The organism is Leclercia sp. UBA1284 (assembly GCF_002308415.1).
In the GTDB taxonomy this organism is placed as follows: domain Bacteria; phylum Pseudomonadota; class Gammaproteobacteria; order Enterobacterales; family Enterobacteriaceae; genus Enterobacter; species Enterobacter pneumoniae.
This window is the reverse complement of sequence record NZ_DBUS01000006.1, coordinates 828,408-844,038: the sequence shown is the minus strand read 5'-3', so window position 1 is coordinate 844,038 and position 15,631 is coordinate 828,408. Positions and strand designations below refer to the sequence as shown.

Sequence of the window (15,631 nt, the reverse complement as noted above, 5' to 3'; positions counted from 1 at the left end):
GATGATTATCGGCAGACACCATCAGGACTTGAGAACTTTCAGAACAGATTTTCAAGATCTGTGCTATAGGCTTTACTGACTTTTTCACCCATTGCTTTTAGCTGCTGGATCATGCTGGTGAGCTTGCGGGCGTAGTTCGGATCGGTGGCATACCCTGCGCTCTGAAGCGCCTGTGCACCCTGCTCCGCCGTCGCCGCCTGGGTCACCGCAGCGTAGCGCGGATTGCGGGTGAGCAAGCCAACGTAATCTGAGAGTGCCTCCAGATAGGAGCTGTAAACGCGGAACCTGGCTTTAACCTTTTTCGCCTCACCGTTTTCGAACTCGGTGGTGGTGATCTCGGTCGTCGGCCCTTTCCAGCTGCCAGACGCTTTCACACCAAAGATGTTAAAGCTCGGCTCGCCGTTTTCCCGACGGATCTGGCGCTGGCCCCAACCCGACTCCAGCGCCGCCTGGGCCAGAATCAGGTGATGCGGCACGCCGCTCTGCTCGCTCGCCAGGCGTGCGGGCAGAGAGAGCTGCGCCAGGAAGTCTTTGCTGTCGCCGGATAACGGCTCATCGTTGCTCTCCGGCGCTTTCGGCACGGCCTTACGCACCATCTGGGTTAGCGCCTGGTTTTGATAACTGGTCACCGTTTGCAGGTCGAACTTCATCGGCACCTGCTGAGGCTGATCTTCCGGCTTAACTCCCTGTGCGGCTTCCATCTGCTTGACGATCATATCGGCAAGGCCAAGCCCCTTGCCGGAGGTCATCTGCTGGGCAATCTGTTGGTCATACATGCTGGTGTACAGCCGGGTTGAGTCGCTGCTGAAGATGCCATCTTTCGGTAGCGCTTCACGCATGCTTTTCAACATCATCTGCACAAACATCCCTTCAACCTGGCGGGCAACCGGGCGGAGATTCGCCGCCGGGTCTTTACCTGCACTGGTTTTCAGCTCGTTGAGCGACTGGGCATCCCAGGCCGCACTTGCCATCAGTTTGCTATCGCCGAGCATTAGATAATTTCCACTTTCGCGCGCAGGCAGCCTGCGGTCTGCATGGATTGCAGAATCGACATCAGCTCCATCGGCGTGGCGCCCAGCGCGTTAAGCGCACGTACCACATTGTTGAGATTGGCGCTGGAACGTACGCTCTGCAGTGAACCCCCCTCCTGGCGCAGATCGATCTGCGTCTGCGGCGTCACCACCGTCTGGCCGCCACCGAATGGCGTATCAGGCTGGCTGACGTTCGCCTGGCGGTTAACCGTTACCGAGAGGTTCCCCTGCGCCACGGCGCAACTGTCCAGGGTCACTTCGCGGTTCATTACCACCGAGCCGGTACGGGAGTTGATAATCACTTTCGCATCCTGCAACGGTACGTTGACTTCCATATTCTGGATATCGGCCAGCATCCGGACCTGATTGCTGCCGCCGCTGGAGGTGCGAATCTGCACGGTACGCGCGTCAAGCGCTGTCGCACTGCCAAAGCCACGGCTGCGGTTGATGGTGTCGGCAATCTGCTGCGCCATGGTGAAATCTTCATTATTCAACTGCAGATTGATGGTATTACCGGAACCAAACTGAGACGGGAGCTCACGTTCAATGATGGCGCCGTTAGTGATGCGGCCGCCATTGAGCTGGTTAACCTGCACGCTGCTGCCACCCGCGGAGGCGCCTGCGCCGCCAACCAGAATGTTACCCTGGGCCAGCGCGTAGACCTGGCTGTCCACCCCTTTCAGCGGGGTCATTAACAGCGTACCGCCGCGCAGACTTTTGGCGTTACCCATGGAAGAGACCACCACGTCAATGGTCTGCCCCTGACGCGCAAAGGCGGGGAAGCTCGCGGTGACCATAACGGCCGCCACGTTCTTCAGCTGCATGTTGGTGCCCGTGGGTACCGTGATCCCCAGTTGCGAGAGCATGTTGTTCAGGCTCTGGGTGGTGAACGGGGTTTGCGTCGTCTGGTCACCGGTACCATCCAGCCCCACGACCAGGCCGTAGCCTATCAAGGAGTTTTGTCGTACGCCCTGTACGCTGGTGAGATCGCGGATACGGTCAGCCTGGGCAAAGCTTGCCACCAGCACCAACGCGATACCCAAGAGGGATTTAAACATAGGTCACCTCGCTTACATCGGCGATAAATTAAGGAAGAAACGCTGCAGCCAACCCATATTCTGCGCCTCGTTGATGTAGCCGTTACCGACGTACTCAATGCGCGCATCCGCCACCTGGGTGGACGGTACGGTGTTAGTGCCGCTGATGGTGCGAGGGTTAACCACACCGGAGAATCGAATGAACTCAGTGCCCTGATTGATGGCAATCTGTTTTTCACCCACAACATGTAAATTACCGTTCACCAGTACCTGATCGACGGTCACCGTCAGGGTGCCGCTAAAGGTATTGCTGGCGTTGGCGCCACCCTTACCATTAAAGGAGTTGCCGCCAGAGGTCTCGACATCGGCACGTGCATTACCAAACAGCCCTTGCAGGTAGCGTGGCACGGTGTCAAAGCCAAAATTCGTTTTGCCATCGCGGCTGGCGTTCGCCGACGAGCTCTTGCTCGCACTGACGTTTTCCTGCAGGACGATGGTGAGTGTGTCACCCACGTTACGCGGACGACGATCTTCAAACAGCGGCTGATAACCGTAGTTAATAGGCTGCGCGGTCTGGAAAATAGAGCCGTTAACGACCGGCGCGGGGCCGGGAACGGGTTGGGCGGTGGTCGCACCCTGCACCAAAGGTTTAGACGGGATCCAGGCGCAACCGCTCAGGGTCACGGCCAGCAGAGTCACTATAGGATAACGATTCGCCGCGTGTTTTTGCATTGCCTTCATCTTCGAAAACAGGGAGCCGGTGCGGGGATTACCGCACCGGGCTACACCTTAGAGTTGCGTCAGTTTCTGCAGCATCTGGTCGGTCGTCGACACTGCTTTACTGTTAATTTCATACGCACGCTGAACCTGGATCATATTCACCAGCTCTTCCGCGACGTTAACGTTAGAGGTCTCAACGTACCCCTGATAGAGCAAACCTGAGCCATTCAAACCTGGCGTGCTCTCGTTCGGCGCGCCGGAAGACTGGGTTTCGATGTACAGGTTCTCACCGATGCTTTCCAGACCGGTGTCGTTCATAAAGGTGGTGAGGTTGAGCTGACCAACCTGCACAGGTGCCGCCTGGCCCTGCTGGGTCACGCTCACGACCCCGTCACGCCCGATAGTGATGCCGAGGGCGTTGGCCGGAATGGTGATCGCTGGCTGTACCTGGAAACCGCCTGCGGTGACCAGCTGGCCGTTCTGATCCACCTGGAACGAACCATCACGGGTATAGGCGGAGGTGCCATCTGGCAACTGTACCTGGAAGAATCCCTGCCCTTTGATAGCCACATCTTTACTGTTGTTGGTCTGAGACAGGTTACCCTGGCTATGCAGACGCTCGGTCGCTACCGGACGAACGCCGGTACCAATCTGCAAACCGGACGGCAGCGTTGTCTGTTCAGACGACTGCGCACCTGGCTGGCGGATGGTTTGATAAAGCAAATCTTCAAAAACGGCGCGTTGACGCTTAAAACCATTGGTGCTTACGTTCGCCAGGTTGTTGGCGATCACATCCATATTGGTTTGCTGCGCATCCAGGCCAGTTTTTGCGATCCATAAAGAACTGATCATAGGAAGTCCTGTTAAGTCATTGCCAACAGTTGGTTAGCTTTGCCCGCGTTCTCATTCACGCTGCTGATAACTTTCATCTGCATCTCGAAACGACGTGCGCTGGCGATCATATCGGTCATGGCTTCAACCGGTTTGACGTTACTGCCCTCCAGTACGCCAGACATAACGCGAATGGTTGGGTCAGCCTGCAGGGCTGCGCCTCGGGTTGCCTGTGCCGCCTGCGTCAGACGGAAGATACCGTCGTCGCCACGCTGCACTTCGTTACCCTCGGCCTTTACCAGCTTCAGACGGCCGACCGGCGCCACCGTATTCGGCGGATCGCCCGGGTTAAGCGCGGAGATGGTACCGTCTGCGGCAATAGTGACCTCAGAGCCTTCCGGCACGGCGAGCGGTCCTGCTTCGCCAATCACCGGACGCCCCTGAATCGTCAGTTGTCCCGCCGCATTCACCTGAATGTTACCGTTACGGGTATAACCTTCTGTACCGTCTGCGGTCTGTACCGCCAGCCAGCCATCCTGCTGCAGCGCCACGTCCAGCGGACGCGAGGTGTAGTCCATTTGGCCAGGGGTCATATCCGCGCCCGGCGTCGAGGCGGTAACCAGCGTACGCGTTGGCAAGGACAAGCCTTCTACCGGTACCGCACGCAGCGCATTGAGCTGGGCACGAAAGCCAGGTGTCGAGGCGTTAGCCAGGTTACTGGCGGTCACTGCCTGCTGATTGAGCGTCTGACTGGCAGCGCCCATCGCGGTATATATTGCGTGATCCATTAAGCTATCCCGTCAGCCACTTAGCGAAGGTTAACCAGCGTGTTGAGGATCTGGTCCTGGGTTTTGATGGTCTGCGCGTTCGACTGGTAGTTACGCTGCGCAACGATCATGTTCACCAGCTCTTTACTCAGATCCACGTTCGAGGCTTCCAGCGCACCGTTGGTCAGTGAACCGAAGTTGCCGGTACCGGCGGTACCCAGCAGCGCCACGCCAGAAGACTGGGTCGCAGACCAGACGTTATTACCTTCGGACTGCAGACCTTCGTTGTTGGCGAAGTTTGCCAGCACGATCTGGCCCAGAACCTGGGTCTGTTCGTTGGAGTAGTTACCCACAACGGTACCGTCATCGTTGATCTGATAGCTGACCAGATCGCCTGGCTTGTAACCGTTCTGGTTAGTGGCCACGATGTTGTTCGCACCGGTGTTCTGCTGCATGGAGTTGAGGAAGCTCAGCGTGAACGCGGTTGGCGTCGCACCATTTAATGCGCCGGAGGTGATGGCGATTGACGGTTCCGCATTTTTAGTCGCGCTCAGCACGCCCGCTGCGTCGTAGTTATAGACGCCTTCCAGGTTACCGCTGCTGTCAAAGCTCATCTGCGCCGCTTTGGTCGGCGTAGAACCATTTACGCTACCGTCCTGGGTATAGAGATCCCATTTGTTGTCCGCTGCTTTCACATAGTAGACATACATGTTGTGGGCGTTACCCTGGCTGTCGAAGACCGTCACCGTCCCTTTTTTGTTATAGCTGTCCGGGTTCGGGCTATTGGTCGTAGCGTCGAATGCGACAGATGGCTCTTTGTCAGTCGAGTTCAGGTTAATCTGCTGGGTGGCGGTATCGGTTCGTTTTGCCGACATCAGCGTATTCGGGATGGTGATCGCCTGTGGGTTTGCACCGGTCTGCACCGTTGGTGGCGAGCCCGCGACCGGGTAACCGGTCAGCTGCAGGCCCTGCATGTTCACCAGGTTACGGTTTTCATCCAGGCTGAACTGGCCGTTACGGCTATAGAACACGGAGCCGTTGCTGTCGACCATACGGAAGAAACCGTTCTGGCTAATGGCAACATCCAGGCCACGGCCGGTGTTGGTCGTGGTGCCGTCGGTGAAATCCTGGGTGATGCCGGCCACTTTGACGCCCAGACCCGCTTTAGAACCCGCAAACATATCCGCAAAAGAGGCGGTTGAGGATTTAAAACCATAGGTCGCGGAGTTGGCAATGTTGTTACCAATGACATCGAGGTTGGTGGCCGCAGCATTCAGGCCGCTGACCGCTTGAGAAAAGGCCATGACTTACTCCTGATAAGTATTAAGGCTTAGATAATCTGCCGAACTTGGTCGAGCGTGGTGGTACCGTAGGTACCCAAATCCAGTTTGTTGCCATCGCTACCCCGCGTGACGCCCTGAACCAGCGCAAACTGCAGAGGTTGTGCCACCAACTGGGTCGTGCCGCTGCTGGCAGAAATGGCAACGTTATAAGAGCCGTTCGGCGCGGTCGTGCCGTCGGCCAGCGTGCCATCCCAGGTAAAGGTGTGAACACCCGCTTTCAGTTCACCAATGTCAATGGTGCGAACGACGGCGCCAGCCTTATCGGTAATGGTGGCTGTCACTTTGTCGGCAGGCTGCTGCAGCTCAACGCCAAACGGCGTTGTCGACGTATTGCTGGTACCGTCGGTAGTGTTGGTACCGGCAAGGATGGTGCTACCCGGGATCATCACGCCATGACCAATCAGGCTGCTTGCCTGCAGTGACTGGCTGTTGTCGATCTGGCCGGAGATAGAGCCCAGGGTGGTGTTCAGTTTTTCGATGCCGCTAACGGTACTGATCTGCGCAAGCTGCGTGGTCAGTTCGTTATTCTGCATCGGGTTGGTGGGGTCCTGGTTTTTCAACTGCGCCACCAGTAGCGTTAAGAAGCTGCTCTGCAGATCCGACGCTTTGCTACCCGTCAACGAGCTGGAGCTGGCTGCGCTGGTAGCATTGGTGGTGTCATTCATATTGACTGCAATGGACATGCGAGTCTCCTTTACTGACCGAGAGTAAGCGTTTTGAGCATCATGCCCTTGACGGTATTGAGTACTTCAACGTTTGCCTGGTAGCTGCGGGAGGCAGACATGGTGTTCACCATCTCACCCACGACATCCACGTTTGGCATTTTGACGTAGCCATTGGCATCGGCCAGCGGATTGCCTGGCTCGTACACCAGTTTGTCCGGCGCCTGGCTCTCGATCACATCAGCGACTTTTACCCCACCGGTCGCTGCGCCTGGCGCAGCATTGACCTGGAAAACAACCTGTTTTGCACGGTAGGGTTGACCATCTGGGCCCGTCACGCTGTCGGCGTTTGCCAGGTTACTGGCAGCCACGTTCAGACGCTGGGACTGGGCGGTCAACGCGGAACCGGCGATATCAAAAATATTCAGTAAAGCCAAAATTAATTGCCTCCCTGCAGGACATTCATCATGCCTTTAATTTGTCCACCGAGAACGGTCAGCCCCATCTGGTACTTCAGGCTGTTATCGGCAAACTGCGTACGCTCCCGGTCCATATCTACGGTATTGCCGTCGAGGGATGGCTGATCGGGAACGCGGTAAAGTAAATCGGTGGTCGGGGTGTTAACGACCTGAGCGGGAATATGGCGTGCAGATGTCAGCGCAAGGGCAACGCCGGTGTTTTCGGCCCGTCCACGCTCCATCACTTTTTTAAGTTCACTGGAAAAATCAATATCGCGCGCCTGAAACCCGGGGGTATCAGCGTTCGCGATATTGGCGGCCAGAATCTCCTGACGCTGGGCGCGTAAGTTGAGCGCTTCCTGCTGAAAACGTAGCGCGGCGTCGAGTTTATCGAGCATGTCTCCTCCGCTGATGGCAAAATTTCAGTTCACAGCTTAAATCTCAACCCGTCACCCTTATCGACGGAATAAGCGCAAAATGCGTCGCTATTTATTGCGTTGATGAGAAAGGACGACAGGTAGAATCCCTCTCATCCTGGAACTGGCGGGTATTTTATGATGCGCATTTTCAAACGTGGTCTTGCCGCAACCTTATTGCTCTGGAGCGCCCTCTCTTCGGCGCAGGATCTGGACGCGCAACTGACGGCATTTTTTGCCCAGCGGCTGGCCGGCATTAGCGATGAGGTCACCGTGACCATTCGTTCCCCGGCTAACCTGCTGCCGAGCTGTGAGCAGCCCTCATTTAGCGTACCGGGCAGTGCCAGACTGTGGGGCAATCTCAGCGTGCAGACACGTTGCGCCAATGAGAAGCGCTACATTCAGGTTGCAGTTCAGGCGATGGGCAATTATGTTGTCGCCTCCCAGGTGATTGCTCGCGGCAGCGTGTTGCAGCCCGGTAGCGTAACGCTTAAGCGCGGCAGACTGGATCAGTTGCCACCGCGCACCATGCTGGATATTAACCAGGCGCAAGATGCCGTCACGCTTCGCGATGTGGCGCCAGGGCAGCCACTGCAATTGAGTATGCTGCGTCAGTCATGGCGTATTAAAGCTGGTCAACGCGTGATGGTTGTCGCCAGCGGAGACGGCTTTAGCGTGAACAGTGAAGGCAAGGCGTTGAACAACGCAGCGGTGGCCCAGAATGCCCGCGTGCGTATGGCTTCCGGCCAGGTGGTCAGTGGAACGGTCGGTTCTGATGGGAATATTCTGATTAACCTATAATCTTTTTAAAGATTTTGCGGCGGCTGCCGATAAAGTAGTAACAAATGATGATGTCAGGCACCAACGCCGCGAACCCTCTATGAGGACAACACAATGAGCATTGATCGTACATCGCCCGTAAAGCCGGTTAGCACTGTACAAACTCGCGAAACGAATGACACTGCCACGCCAAAAACTCGCCTTGAAAAAACGGCGTCGGCTAACAGCACCAGCGTGACGCTGAGCGATGCCCAGGCGAAGCTGATGCAGCCGGGTAGCAACGATATTAATATGGAACGCGTTGACGCGCTGAAAACCGCTATTCGTAATGGCGAACTAAAAATGGATACCAGCAAAATTGCTGACGCGCTGATTCAGGAAGCGCAAAGTTTCTTAGAGTAAAAACCGTATGAGTCGTCTCTCGGAAATACTGGATCAAATGACGGTCATTCTTAACGACCTGAAAACGGTAATGGATGCTGAACAACAACAGCTCTCTGCCGGGCATATCAGCGGCAGCGCACTTCAGCGAATTACTGAAGATAAAAGTTCGCTGCTCGCCACTCTGGATTACCTGGAGCAGCAGCGTCGCGCTGAGCAAGTCTCCCAACGTAGTGCGAATGATGATTTCGCCGAACGCTGGCAGACAATTACAGAAAAAACCCAGCAGTTGCGCGACCTTAACCAGCACAATGGTTGGTTACTGGAAGGACAAATTACCCGCAACCAGCAGGCGCTGGAGGTTCTGAAGCCACATCAGGAGCCAGGCCTGTATGGCGCGAATGGACAACAGTCCGCCTCGCGCGGCGGCGGTAAGAAGTTTTCTATCTAATCGCGCCAGCGAGAGAGGAACGGGGAGCACAGTCTGTGACTCCCCTTTTTTCGTTACGCCGTACGGCGGGTGAACTCTTTCACTTTAAAACCGAGAATGGCCAGGGTCGCAAAGTAAGCCACCACGCCGGTCACCACGACCGCCATTAACCGCAGCAGTCGATAGAGCATCGTGCCCTGCGCCCAATCCGGCATCACATGCAGCATACCCACTAATGCCGCCGCCATCACCAACACCGCTATCACCAGACGCACCAGGAAACGTGCCCAACCCGGCTGCGGGGTAAAGATCTTCTGTTTACGCAGTTGCCAGTAGAGCAGAGCGGCGTTAAGACATGCCGCCAGACCGATTGAGAGTGCCAGGCCGGCGTGCTTAAGAGGGCCAATAAACGCCAGGTTCATCAGCTGGGTCATAATTAAAGTCACAATGGCAATTTTGACCGGCGTTTTGATGTCCTGGCGCGAATAGAAGCCCGGCGCCAACACTTTCACGACGATCAGCCCCATCAGTCCTACCGAATAGGCAATGAGCGCCCGCTGGGTCATGGCCGCATCAAACGCGGTAAATTTGCCGTACTGGAACAGCGACACGGTCAGCGGCTTGGCCAGGATCCCCAGCGCCACCGCGCTGGGAAGTGCCAGCAGGAAGCAGAGCCGCAGCCCCCAGTCCATCAGGCGGCAATATTCATCATGATTGCCGCTGGCAAAGCTTTTCGACAGCGACGGCAGCAAGATGGTGCCCAGCGCCACGCCCAGCACGCCAGAGGGAAACTCCATCAAACGATCGGCGTAATACATCCATGAAACCGATCCTGAGGCGAGGAAAGAGGCAAAAATGGTGTTGATAATGAGCGAGATCTGACTAACGGAGACGCCCAGGATCGCCGGCCCCATCTGTTTGACGACACGCATCGCTCCGGCATCGCGCAGGTTGATGCGCGGCAAGACCAGCATGCCAATTTTCTTCAGATGCGGTAGCTGATAAGCCAGCTGCAACACGCCGCCGACGGTCACCGCCCAGGCAAGGGCCAGCACCGGAGGGTTAAAGTGCGGCGCGGCAAACAGCGCAAATCCGATCATGCTGATATTGAGGAACGTGGGGGCAAAAGCCGGCACCGAGAAGCGGTTCCAGGTATTGAGAATCGCCCCAGCCAGAGAGGCGAGCGATATAAGCAAAATATAGGGGAAAGTGATCTGCAACAGCTGGGTGGTGAGAGCAAATTTGTCTGCCGTGTTGGCAAAGCCTGGCGCGGTCACCATGATAACCCACGGCGCTGCCAACATCCCCACCACGGTGACGATGGCCAGCGCCAGGGTCAGCAGACCCGAAACGTAAGAGATAAACACCCGGGTAGCATCTTCGCCCTGCTTACTTTTGTACTCAGCCAGGATTGGGACAAACGCCTGTGAGAAAGCCCCTTCAGCAAAGATACGACGCAGCAGGTTGGGCAACTTAAAGGCGACGAAAAAGGCATCGGTCGCCATGCCTGCACCAAAAACCCTTGCCACAATGGCATCGCGTGCAAAGCCCAGCACGCGAGAAAACATGGTCATCGAGCTGACGGCGGCCAGCGATTTTAATAGGTTCATTAACGTGAATTTCCACAACCACACGGCAAAACGCCTGCAGTGCAGGCGTTGAAAGAAGCGCTTAGTCTACCTGGATTCCGGGGAATTACTATCGGCAGATGTTACAGGGGTTGAACCCGCAGATAACGGTTACTCGCTCATCGCCTCGCGCCACAGCTTCTCGACGATGCGCTGAGCCATAATGGCCTGCTCGCCCGCCGTCTCCGGAATGGTCTGATTTTGCACGCACTCAATAAAGTGATGCGCGCAGCCTGCAAAACCCCGCTGCTCCAGCGTACTCTGCCAGCCCGGTACCGGGCGGTGTACCACCCCCTGCCCTCTCTCTTCTCGCCACTCACGCATATCGGTGACATCCACCAGCGCACCGTCGGTGACGGCCTGAACCCACTCCCGTTGACTGCGCGCCCGCCGATGCATGGCGGTTGTAATCTGCAAATGGTTAATACTGAAATGGTGCTCGGCATAGACCATCTCGCCTTGCTCGTTCGCCAGCAGGGTGCCGCTATCGAGCTGCGCGTTACCGCCTGCCAGCCACAGTGCGGTGTCTACCACGTGCAGATAGTCGTCGAGCAGCGTGAAGCGCAGATCGCCGGGGCCGACGCTGTCAGCGCGGTGCTTATCCATTCGCAGAGAAGCCGCGCCGGAGAGCTGGCTTTTCAGCGACTGATACAGGGGGGCAAAACGGCGATTGAAGCCCACCATCAGGGTAAGTTTTTTCCGCGCGGCCAGCTCAATCAGACGCTCGGCATCCTGAATATTTTCTGCCAGCGGTTTATCTACGCAGACATGCACGCCGGCGTTGAGCAGTTCGCTCACCACCTGGTAATGGGTGGCCGTAGAGGTATGAACAAAGACCGCGTCGCACTGCTGGGCCAGTTCGGTCAGCGAGCCAGCATAGGGCATGCGGAAGGTCTCACAGATACGCAGCGCTTTGTCCCGCGACGGAGACCAGGCCCCCTGCAGCGTCCAGTCGGTGGCGGCGCTCAATACCGGCAGCCAGGCTTTCTGAGCAATGCCGCCCAACCCTACAACACCTACGCGTAATTTTGTCACGGTTAATCTCCCAGATGTGCCAGCAGCGAATCGAGCCGCTGTTTTAGGTCGGCGACTTCACCTTCCAGCGCCTCGACGCGGGCAAGCAGGCTCTCATCCTCTACCGGTGCCACCGCCTCAACCACGTTTATCAGCGTTTCGACATTGCCGCTAAAGAGATGCATATAACGGCTCTCACGTTTGCCCGGCTCCCGCGGCAGACGCAAGACATAGGGCCCGTCTTCGCGGGAGGCCAGATGTTCCAGCGTTTGCTCAATCTCCTGCATATCGGCAAATTCGTACATCCGCGCGGCCCGGCTGCGCAGTTCACCCGGGGTTTGAGGCCCACGCAACAGCAGTGTGGTAATGACCGCCACCTCGGCGGGATTGAGTTTCAGGTCGCCAAATTCAGAGTTGCAGAAACGCTGCTCGTACTTTGTGACGCGGTTGCCGAACCCGCTCACTGTTCGTAGATAGTGGCGCTTGACCAGCGCATCAAGCAGATCCTGAACCTCATGTTCTGCAAGGTTCATCACCGGCTCGCGGTTAGTTTTTTGGTTACAGGCAAGCGTCACGGCATTGATCGACAGGGGATACTGTTCAGGGGTAGTGATCTGTTTTTCAAGCAGGCTGCCGATCACCCGCGCTTCCATAAGCGATAACTGATATTTCATGACATCTCCTTAGCGTCCTGCGCTCCACTCTTTGGTTGTGAGCGCCGTCAGGACATGATCGCGCCACTCGCCGTCTATCAATAGATAATCTTTCGCGTATCCCTCTTTTTCAAAGCCGAGACGCGCCAGCAGATCGCCGCTGCGCTGGTTGTGCGGCATATAGTTCGCCATAATGCGGTGAATACGTTGGGTGCGCTGCATATAGCGAATGGCGGCGGAGAGCGCCTCGAACATCAACCCCTGCCCTTGCCACTTCTGGCCAATTGAATAGCCGAGATAGCAGGCATGAAAAGACCCGCGCACCACGTTGGAAAAATTGGCGATGCCGATGATCTCTTTTTCATCGGGATCGAGCAGAGCGAAATAAAATGCCGAGCCCTGCTTATGGAACTCTGCAATCATCCCCAGGCGCGCCTGCCACCCAGAGGGATAACAGTGGCTCTCATCCCGAATGGGCTCCCAGGGTTTTAAAAACTGACGATTCTCGGCGTAATAATCCGCCAGACGCCAGGCATCACGCTCGTGCACCAGACGCACAACCAGCCGGTCGGTCGTCAGGCGCACCTTCGGCACATTACTGCGATAGCCAAACATCGATACCACTCCTTCCCGTTACAGCCTCGGCCCGTTATCTTTACTATACCTGTGCGGTTGCCGTCTGTGAAAACAGTGACATACCATTTTCGTGACTTTTCACACTTTACGATGAAAAGCGCCAATCAAAGTCTTCGTTTGATAAAAAAATATTGTCGCCGGGACAGTGGGAAAAATGTTCATAACCCCGCAGAATATTAGCGCGCTTACCTTTTAATTTCCCGGAGGGGAAATGTCCCGCATCTCGCAGGCCCGGAACCTGGGTAAATACTTCCTTCTCGTCGATAACATGCTGGTGGTACTGGGCTTTTTTGTCGTATTCCCTCTGATTTCGATCCGCTTTGTGGATCAAATGGGCTGGGCGGCATTAATGGTCGGTATTGCCCTCGGCCTGCGCCAGTTTGTGCAGCAAGGGCTGGGGATCTTTGGTGGCGCGATTGCCGACCGCTTCGGCGCCAAACCGATGATCGTCACCGGCATGCTGCTACGTGCGGCCGGGTTTGCCACCATGGGCATTGCTCACGAACCCTGGATACTGTGGGCCTCTTGCCTTATCTCCGGGCTCGGAGGAACATTGTTTGACCCACCGCGCACCGCGCTGGTGGTCAAACTGATACGTCCGCAGCAGCGTGGACGGTTTTTCTCCCTGTTGATGATGCAGGACAGTGCCGGCGCGGTAATTGGCGCCCTGCTGGGTAGCTGGCTATTGCAGTATGATTTCCGCCTGGTCTGCGCCGTGGGTGCCGTCCTCTTTATCCTGTGCGCGGGCTTCAACGCCTGGCTACTGCCTGCGTGGAAACTCTCCACCGTTAAGGCCCCGGTGCGCGAAGGGATGGGCCGGGTGCTGCGGGACAAACGCTTCGTCACTTACGTGCTGACCCTGGCGGGTTATTACATGCTGGCGGTGCAGGTCATGCTTATGCTGCCCATCATGGTCAACGATATCGCCGGCTCCCCGGCAGCGGTGAAATGGATGTATGCCATCGAAGCCAGCCTGTCGCTGACTCTGCTCTATCCGATAGCCCGCTGGAGCGAAAAGCGGTTTCGTCTGGAGCACCGGTTAATGGCAGGACTGCTGTTAATGTCGATCAGCATGCTGCCGATCGGGATGGTCAGCTCGCTACAGCAGCTGTTTATTCTGATCTGCACTTTTTACATTGGCTCGATCATCGCCGAACCGGCACGTGAAACCCTGAGCGCCCAGCTGGCGGATGCCCGCGCACGCGGTAGCTATATGGGCTTTAGCCGCCTCGGACTGGCGATTGGCGGTGCGCTGGGTTATGCAGGCGGCGGCTGGCTGTTTGATGCCGGCAAAGCATTCAGTCAGCCGGAGTTACCCTGGGTGATGCTGGCGGTGATCGGGGTGATCACCTTCTTCGCGCTGGGCTGGCAGTTCAGCCACAAACGTAGCGCGGGCACCATGCTGGAGCCTGGGGCCTGATTTGTCTCATGCTTTTTTCTCCTCCATACTGACTATTGATGGTCAACAACTGGAGGAGAAACGTGAAACTTTATATTTACGATCACTGCCCGTTCTGTCTTAAAGCCCGAATGATTTTTGGTCTGAAGAATCTACCCGTCGAACTCATCACGCTGCAGAATGATGACGAAGCAACGCCCACGCGGATGATTGGTAAGAAAATGGCCCCCATCCTGCAAAAAGACGACAGCCGTTACCTGCCCGAAAGCATGGATATCGTCCACTATGTCGACCAGCTTGATGGCAAGCCGCTGCTCACTGGCAAGCAAAACCCCGCCATTGAAGAGTGGCTACGCAAAGTGAACGGTTACGTGAATCGTCTGCTTATCCCCCGCTTCGCGAAATCTGCGTTTGATGAGTTTTCTACACCAGAGGCCCGTGCGTACTTCGTTGAGAAGAAAGAGGCCGCTATCGGCAGCTTTGATGAGCATATGGCCCACACCGCCGGTCTGGTAAAAAATATCAGCGATGACCTGCGGGCGCTGGACAAGCTCATCGTCCAGCCTAACGCCGTCAATGGCGAGTTATCTAACGATGATATTCACCTCTTCCCACTGCTGCGTAACCTGACGCTGGTCGCGGGCATTACCTGGCCAACGCGGGTCGCGGACTATCGCGATAACATGGCGAAGCAGACCCAAATCAACCTTCTCTCTTCCCAGGCACTGTAAGCCCGGACGGGCGGGCACCCTCTGCCCGCCCGTTGATTTCAGCTTTTTCTGCTGGTCTGTAACACTCTCGCCTGACATACTGGCTCGTCGGGCGTTAAGTGCTGACATTATGTTGAGGAAAAACATGAAGAAAATCGTTATTGCCGCTGCGTTTATAGTGAGCGGCCTGCTGGTTGGTTGCAATCAGCTTACTCAGTACACCGTCAGCGAGCAGGAAATTAACCAGGCGCTTCAGAAACATAATAATTTTGCCAAAGATATCGGCGTCCCCGGCGTGGCGGATGCGCATATTGTACTGACCAACCTGGACAGTAAGATTGGCCGGGAAGAGCCAAACAAAGTGATGCTCTCCGGTGATGCCAGCCTGGACATGAGCTCCCTGTTTGGCAGCCAGAAGGCCAATATTCAGCTCAAACTAAAAGCGCTGCCGGTCTTCAATAAAGAAGAAGGGGCGATCTATCTGCAGGAGATGGAGATTGCCGATGCGGTCGTCACGCCGGAGAAAATGAAACCGGTACTTCAGACCCTGATGCCTTATCTCAACCAGTCGCTGCGCAGCTACTTCAATAAACAGCCAGCCTATATCCTGAGTGAAGATAAGAGCAAAGGCGAAGCGTTGGCGAAGAAATATGCCAAAGGCATTGAAGTGAAGCCGGGAGAAATCATAATCCCCTTCACTGAGTAAATATAACGGCGCTTCGGCGCCTTTTTTTG

The 15,631-nt window shown here is 56.2% G+C and carries 19 protein-coding genes; 6 read left to right on the top strand and 13 right to left on the bottom strand.

Features of this window, described 5'->3' with window-relative positions:
• Positions 1–38: 38 nt before the first annotated feature.
• From flgJ to flgB, 9 genes are read right to left on the bottom strand one after another with little or no spacing between them, the layout of a single operon-like run.
• The gene (gene flgJ / locus B3511_RS07215; protein ID WP_040076168.1) at positions 39–992 is read right to left on the bottom strand and encodes a flagellar assembly peptidoglycan hydrolase FlgJ; all 954 of its coding nucleotides are present in this window, start codon (positions 990–992) and stop codon (positions 39–41) included.
• Complete coding sequence (locus B3511_RS07210; protein WP_040076169.1) at positions 992–2,089, bottom strand: flagellar basal body P-ring protein FlgI; 1,098 nt, start codon at positions 2,087–2,089, stop codon at positions 992–994. Before B3511_RS07210 ends, flgJ begins: the two co-directional genes overlap by 1 nt.
• Before the next feature lie 12 nt (positions 2,090–2,101).
• Positions 2,102–2,800 (bottom strand): flagellar basal body L-ring protein FlgH, encoded by a 699-nt coding sequence (gene flgH / locus B3511_RS07205; protein ID WP_040076170.1) that lies wholly within the window; start codon positions 2,798–2,800, stop codon positions 2,102–2,104.
• Positions 2,801–2,857: 57 nt separating this feature from the next.
• Positions 2,858–3,640 (bottom strand): flagellar basal-body rod protein FlgG, encoded by a 783-nt coding sequence (gene flgG / locus B3511_RS07200; RefSeq protein ID WP_040076171.1) that lies wholly within the window; start codon positions 3,638–3,640, stop codon positions 2,858–2,860.
• Positions 3,641–3,651: 11 nt separating this feature from the next.
• Positions 3,652–4,407, bottom strand: coding sequence for a flagellar basal body rod protein FlgF (locus tag B3511_RS07195; RefSeq protein WP_286777880.1), 756 nt, complete (start codon positions 4,405–4,407; stop codon positions 3,652–3,654).
• A 20-nt stretch (positions 4,408–4,427) separates the two neighbouring features.
• Entirely contained in the window at positions 4,428–5,690 is a 1,263-nt protein-coding gene (gene flgE / locus B3511_RS07190; protein ID WP_286777879.1) for a flagellar hook protein FlgE, read from the bottom strand.
• 26 nt (positions 5,691–5,716) lie between these two features.
• Positions 5,717–6,412, bottom strand: coding sequence for a flagellar hook assembly protein FlgD (gene flgD, locus B3511_RS07185; protein WP_040076174.1), 696 nt, complete (start codon positions 6,410–6,412; stop codon positions 5,717–5,719).
• Between the two features lie 11 nt (positions 6,413–6,423).
• Entirely contained in the window at positions 6,424–6,828 is a 405-nt protein-coding gene (gene flgC, locus B3511_RS07180) for a flagellar basal body rod protein FlgC (protein WP_040076175.1), read from the bottom strand.
• 2 nt (positions 6,829–6,830) lie between these two features.
• Positions 6,831–7,247 (bottom strand): flagellar basal body rod protein FlgB, encoded by a 417-nt coding sequence (flgB, locus tag B3511_RS07175; protein WP_046885708.1) that lies wholly within the window; start codon positions 7,245–7,247, stop codon positions 6,831–6,833.
• Between the two features lie 159 nt (positions 7,248–7,406).
• On the opposite strand from flgB, the gene flgA reads away from it, so the two are divergent.
• From flgA to flgN, 3 genes are all read left to right on the top strand, one after another.
• Positions 7,407–8,066, top strand: a complete 660-nt coding sequence (gene flgA, locus B3511_RS07170; RefSeq protein WP_046885740.1) for a flagellar basal body P-ring formation chaperone FlgA — start codon at positions 7,407–7,409, stop codon at positions 8,064–8,066.
• 93 nt (positions 8,067–8,159) lie between these two features.
• On the top strand, positions 8,160–8,447 hold the full coding sequence (gene flgM, locus B3511_RS07165) for a flagellar biosynthesis anti-sigma factor FlgM (protein WP_040076177.1): 288 nt from the start codon (positions 8,160–8,162) through the stop codon (positions 8,445–8,447).
• A gap of 7 nt (positions 8,448–8,454) precedes the next feature.
• A complete protein-coding gene (gene flgN, locus B3511_RS07160) occupies positions 8,455–8,877 on the top strand; it encodes a flagella biosynthesis chaperone FlgN (protein WP_286777876.1) in 423 nt (140 codons plus the stop codon).
• A gap of 53 nt (positions 8,878–8,930) precedes the next feature.
• Here the strand turns inward: flgN and murJ are convergent, their stop codons facing one another.
• The 4 genes from murJ to rimJ all read right to left on the bottom strand — a co-directional run bounded on the left by murJ (position 8,931) and on the right by rimJ (position 12,766).
• Positions 8,931–10,466: a murein biosynthesis integral membrane protein MurJ gene (gene murJ, locus B3511_RS07155; protein ID WP_040076179.1), complete on the bottom strand. Its 1,536-nt coding sequence runs from the start codon at positions 10,464–10,466 to the stop codon at positions 8,931–8,933.
• Between the two features lie 129 nt (positions 10,467–10,595).
• Complete coding sequence (locus tag B3511_RS07150; protein WP_286777874.1) at positions 10,596–11,519, bottom strand: Gfo/Idh/MocA family protein; 924 nt, start codon at positions 11,517–11,519, stop codon at positions 10,596–10,598.
• A 2-nt stretch (positions 11,520–11,521) separates the two neighbouring features.
• Positions 11,522–12,172: a YceH family protein gene (locus tag B3511_RS07145; protein ID WP_040076181.1), complete on the bottom strand. Its 651-nt coding sequence runs from the start codon at positions 12,170–12,172 to the stop codon at positions 11,522–11,524.
• Positions 12,173–12,181: 9 nt separating this feature from the next.
• Positions 12,182–12,766, bottom strand: coding sequence for a ribosomal protein S5-alanine N-acetyltransferase (rimJ, locus tag B3511_RS07140; RefSeq protein ID WP_286777872.1), 585 nt, complete (start codon positions 12,764–12,766; stop codon positions 12,182–12,184).
• A gap of 232 nt (positions 12,767–12,998) precedes the next feature.
• On the opposite strand from rimJ, the gene mdtH reads away from it, so the two are divergent.
• The 3 genes from mdtH to B3511_RS07125 all read left to right on the top strand — a co-directional run bounded on the left by mdtH (position 12,999) and on the right by B3511_RS07125 (position 15,602).
• Positions 12,999–14,207, top strand: coding sequence for a multidrug efflux MFS transporter MdtH (gene mdtH, locus B3511_RS07135; protein ID WP_046885711.1), 1,209 nt, complete (start codon positions 12,999–13,001; stop codon positions 14,205–14,207).
• Between the two features lie 62 nt (positions 14,208–14,269).
• Positions 14,270–14,917, top strand: a complete 648-nt coding sequence (grxB, locus tag B3511_RS07130; RefSeq protein ID WP_286777871.1) for a glutaredoxin 2 — start codon at positions 14,270–14,272, stop codon at positions 14,915–14,917.
• Between the two features lie 124 nt (positions 14,918–15,041).
• A complete protein-coding gene (locus B3511_RS07125; RefSeq protein WP_286777870.1) occupies positions 15,042–15,602 on the top strand; it encodes a lipoprotein in 561 nt (186 codons plus the stop codon).
• Positions 15,603–15,631 lie beyond the last annotated feature (29 nt).

Excerpts from the sequence above, each read along its gene's own strand:
- mdtH (WP_046885711.1), top strand. The coding sequence starts at position 12,999 with ATGTCCCGCATCTCGCAGGCCCGGAACCTGGGTAAATACTTCCTTCTC.
- flgN (WP_286777876.1), top strand. The coding sequence starts at position 8,455 with ATGAGTCGTCTCTCGGAAATACTGGATCAAATGACGGTCATTCTTAAC.
- flgJ (WP_040076168.1), bottom strand. The coding sequence starts at position 992 with ATGCTCGGCGATAGCAAACTGATGGCAAGTGCGGCCTGGGATGCCCAG.
- flgM (WP_040076177.1), top strand. The coding sequence starts at position 8,160 with ATGAGCATTGATCGTACATCGCCCGTAAAGCCGGTTAGCACTGTACAA.
- flgE (WP_286777879.1), bottom strand. The coding sequence starts at position 5,690 with ATGGCCTTTTCTCAAGCGGTCAGCGGCCTGAATGCTGCGGCCACCAAC.
- murJ (WP_040076179.1), bottom strand. The coding sequence starts at position 10,466 with ATGAACCTATTAAAATCGCTGGCCGCCGTCAGCTCGATGACCATGTTT.
- flgD (WP_040076174.1), bottom strand. The coding sequence starts at position 6,412 with ATGTCCATTGCAGTCAATATGAATGACACCACCAATGCTACCAGCGCA.
- flgG (WP_040076171.1), bottom strand. The coding sequence starts at position 3,640 with ATGATCAGTTCTTTATGGATCGCAAAAACTGGCCTGGATGCGCAGCAA.
- rimJ (WP_286777872.1), bottom strand. The coding sequence starts at position 12,766 with ATGTTTGGCTATCGCAGTAATGTGCCGAAGGTGCGCCTGACGACCGAC.
- flgH (WP_040076170.1), bottom strand. The coding sequence starts at position 2,800 with ATGCAAAAACACGCGGCGAATCGTTATCCTATAGTGACTCTGCTGGCC.
- flgA (WP_046885740.1), top strand. The coding sequence starts at position 7,407 with ATGCGCATTTTCAAACGTGGTCTTGCCGCAACCTTATTGCTCTGGAGC.
- B3511_RS07195 (WP_286777880.1), bottom strand. The coding sequence starts at position 4,407 with ATGGATCACGCAATATATACCGCGATGGGCGCTGCCAGTCAGACGCTC.
- B3511_RS07145 (WP_040076181.1), bottom strand. The coding sequence starts at position 12,172 with ATGAAATATCAGTTATCGCTTATGGAAGCGCGGGTGATCGGCAGCCTG.
- B3511_RS07125 (WP_286777870.1), top strand. The coding sequence starts at position 15,042 with ATGAAGAAAATCGTTATTGCCGCTGCGTTTATAGTGAGCGGCCTGCTG.
- B3511_RS07210 (WP_040076169.1), bottom strand. The coding sequence starts at position 2,089 with ATGTTTAAATCCCTCTTGGGTATCGCGTTGGTGCTGGTGGCAAGCTTT.
- flgB (WP_046885708.1), bottom strand. The coding sequence starts at position 7,247 with ATGCTCGATAAACTCGACGCCGCGCTACGTTTTCAGCAGGAAGCGCTC.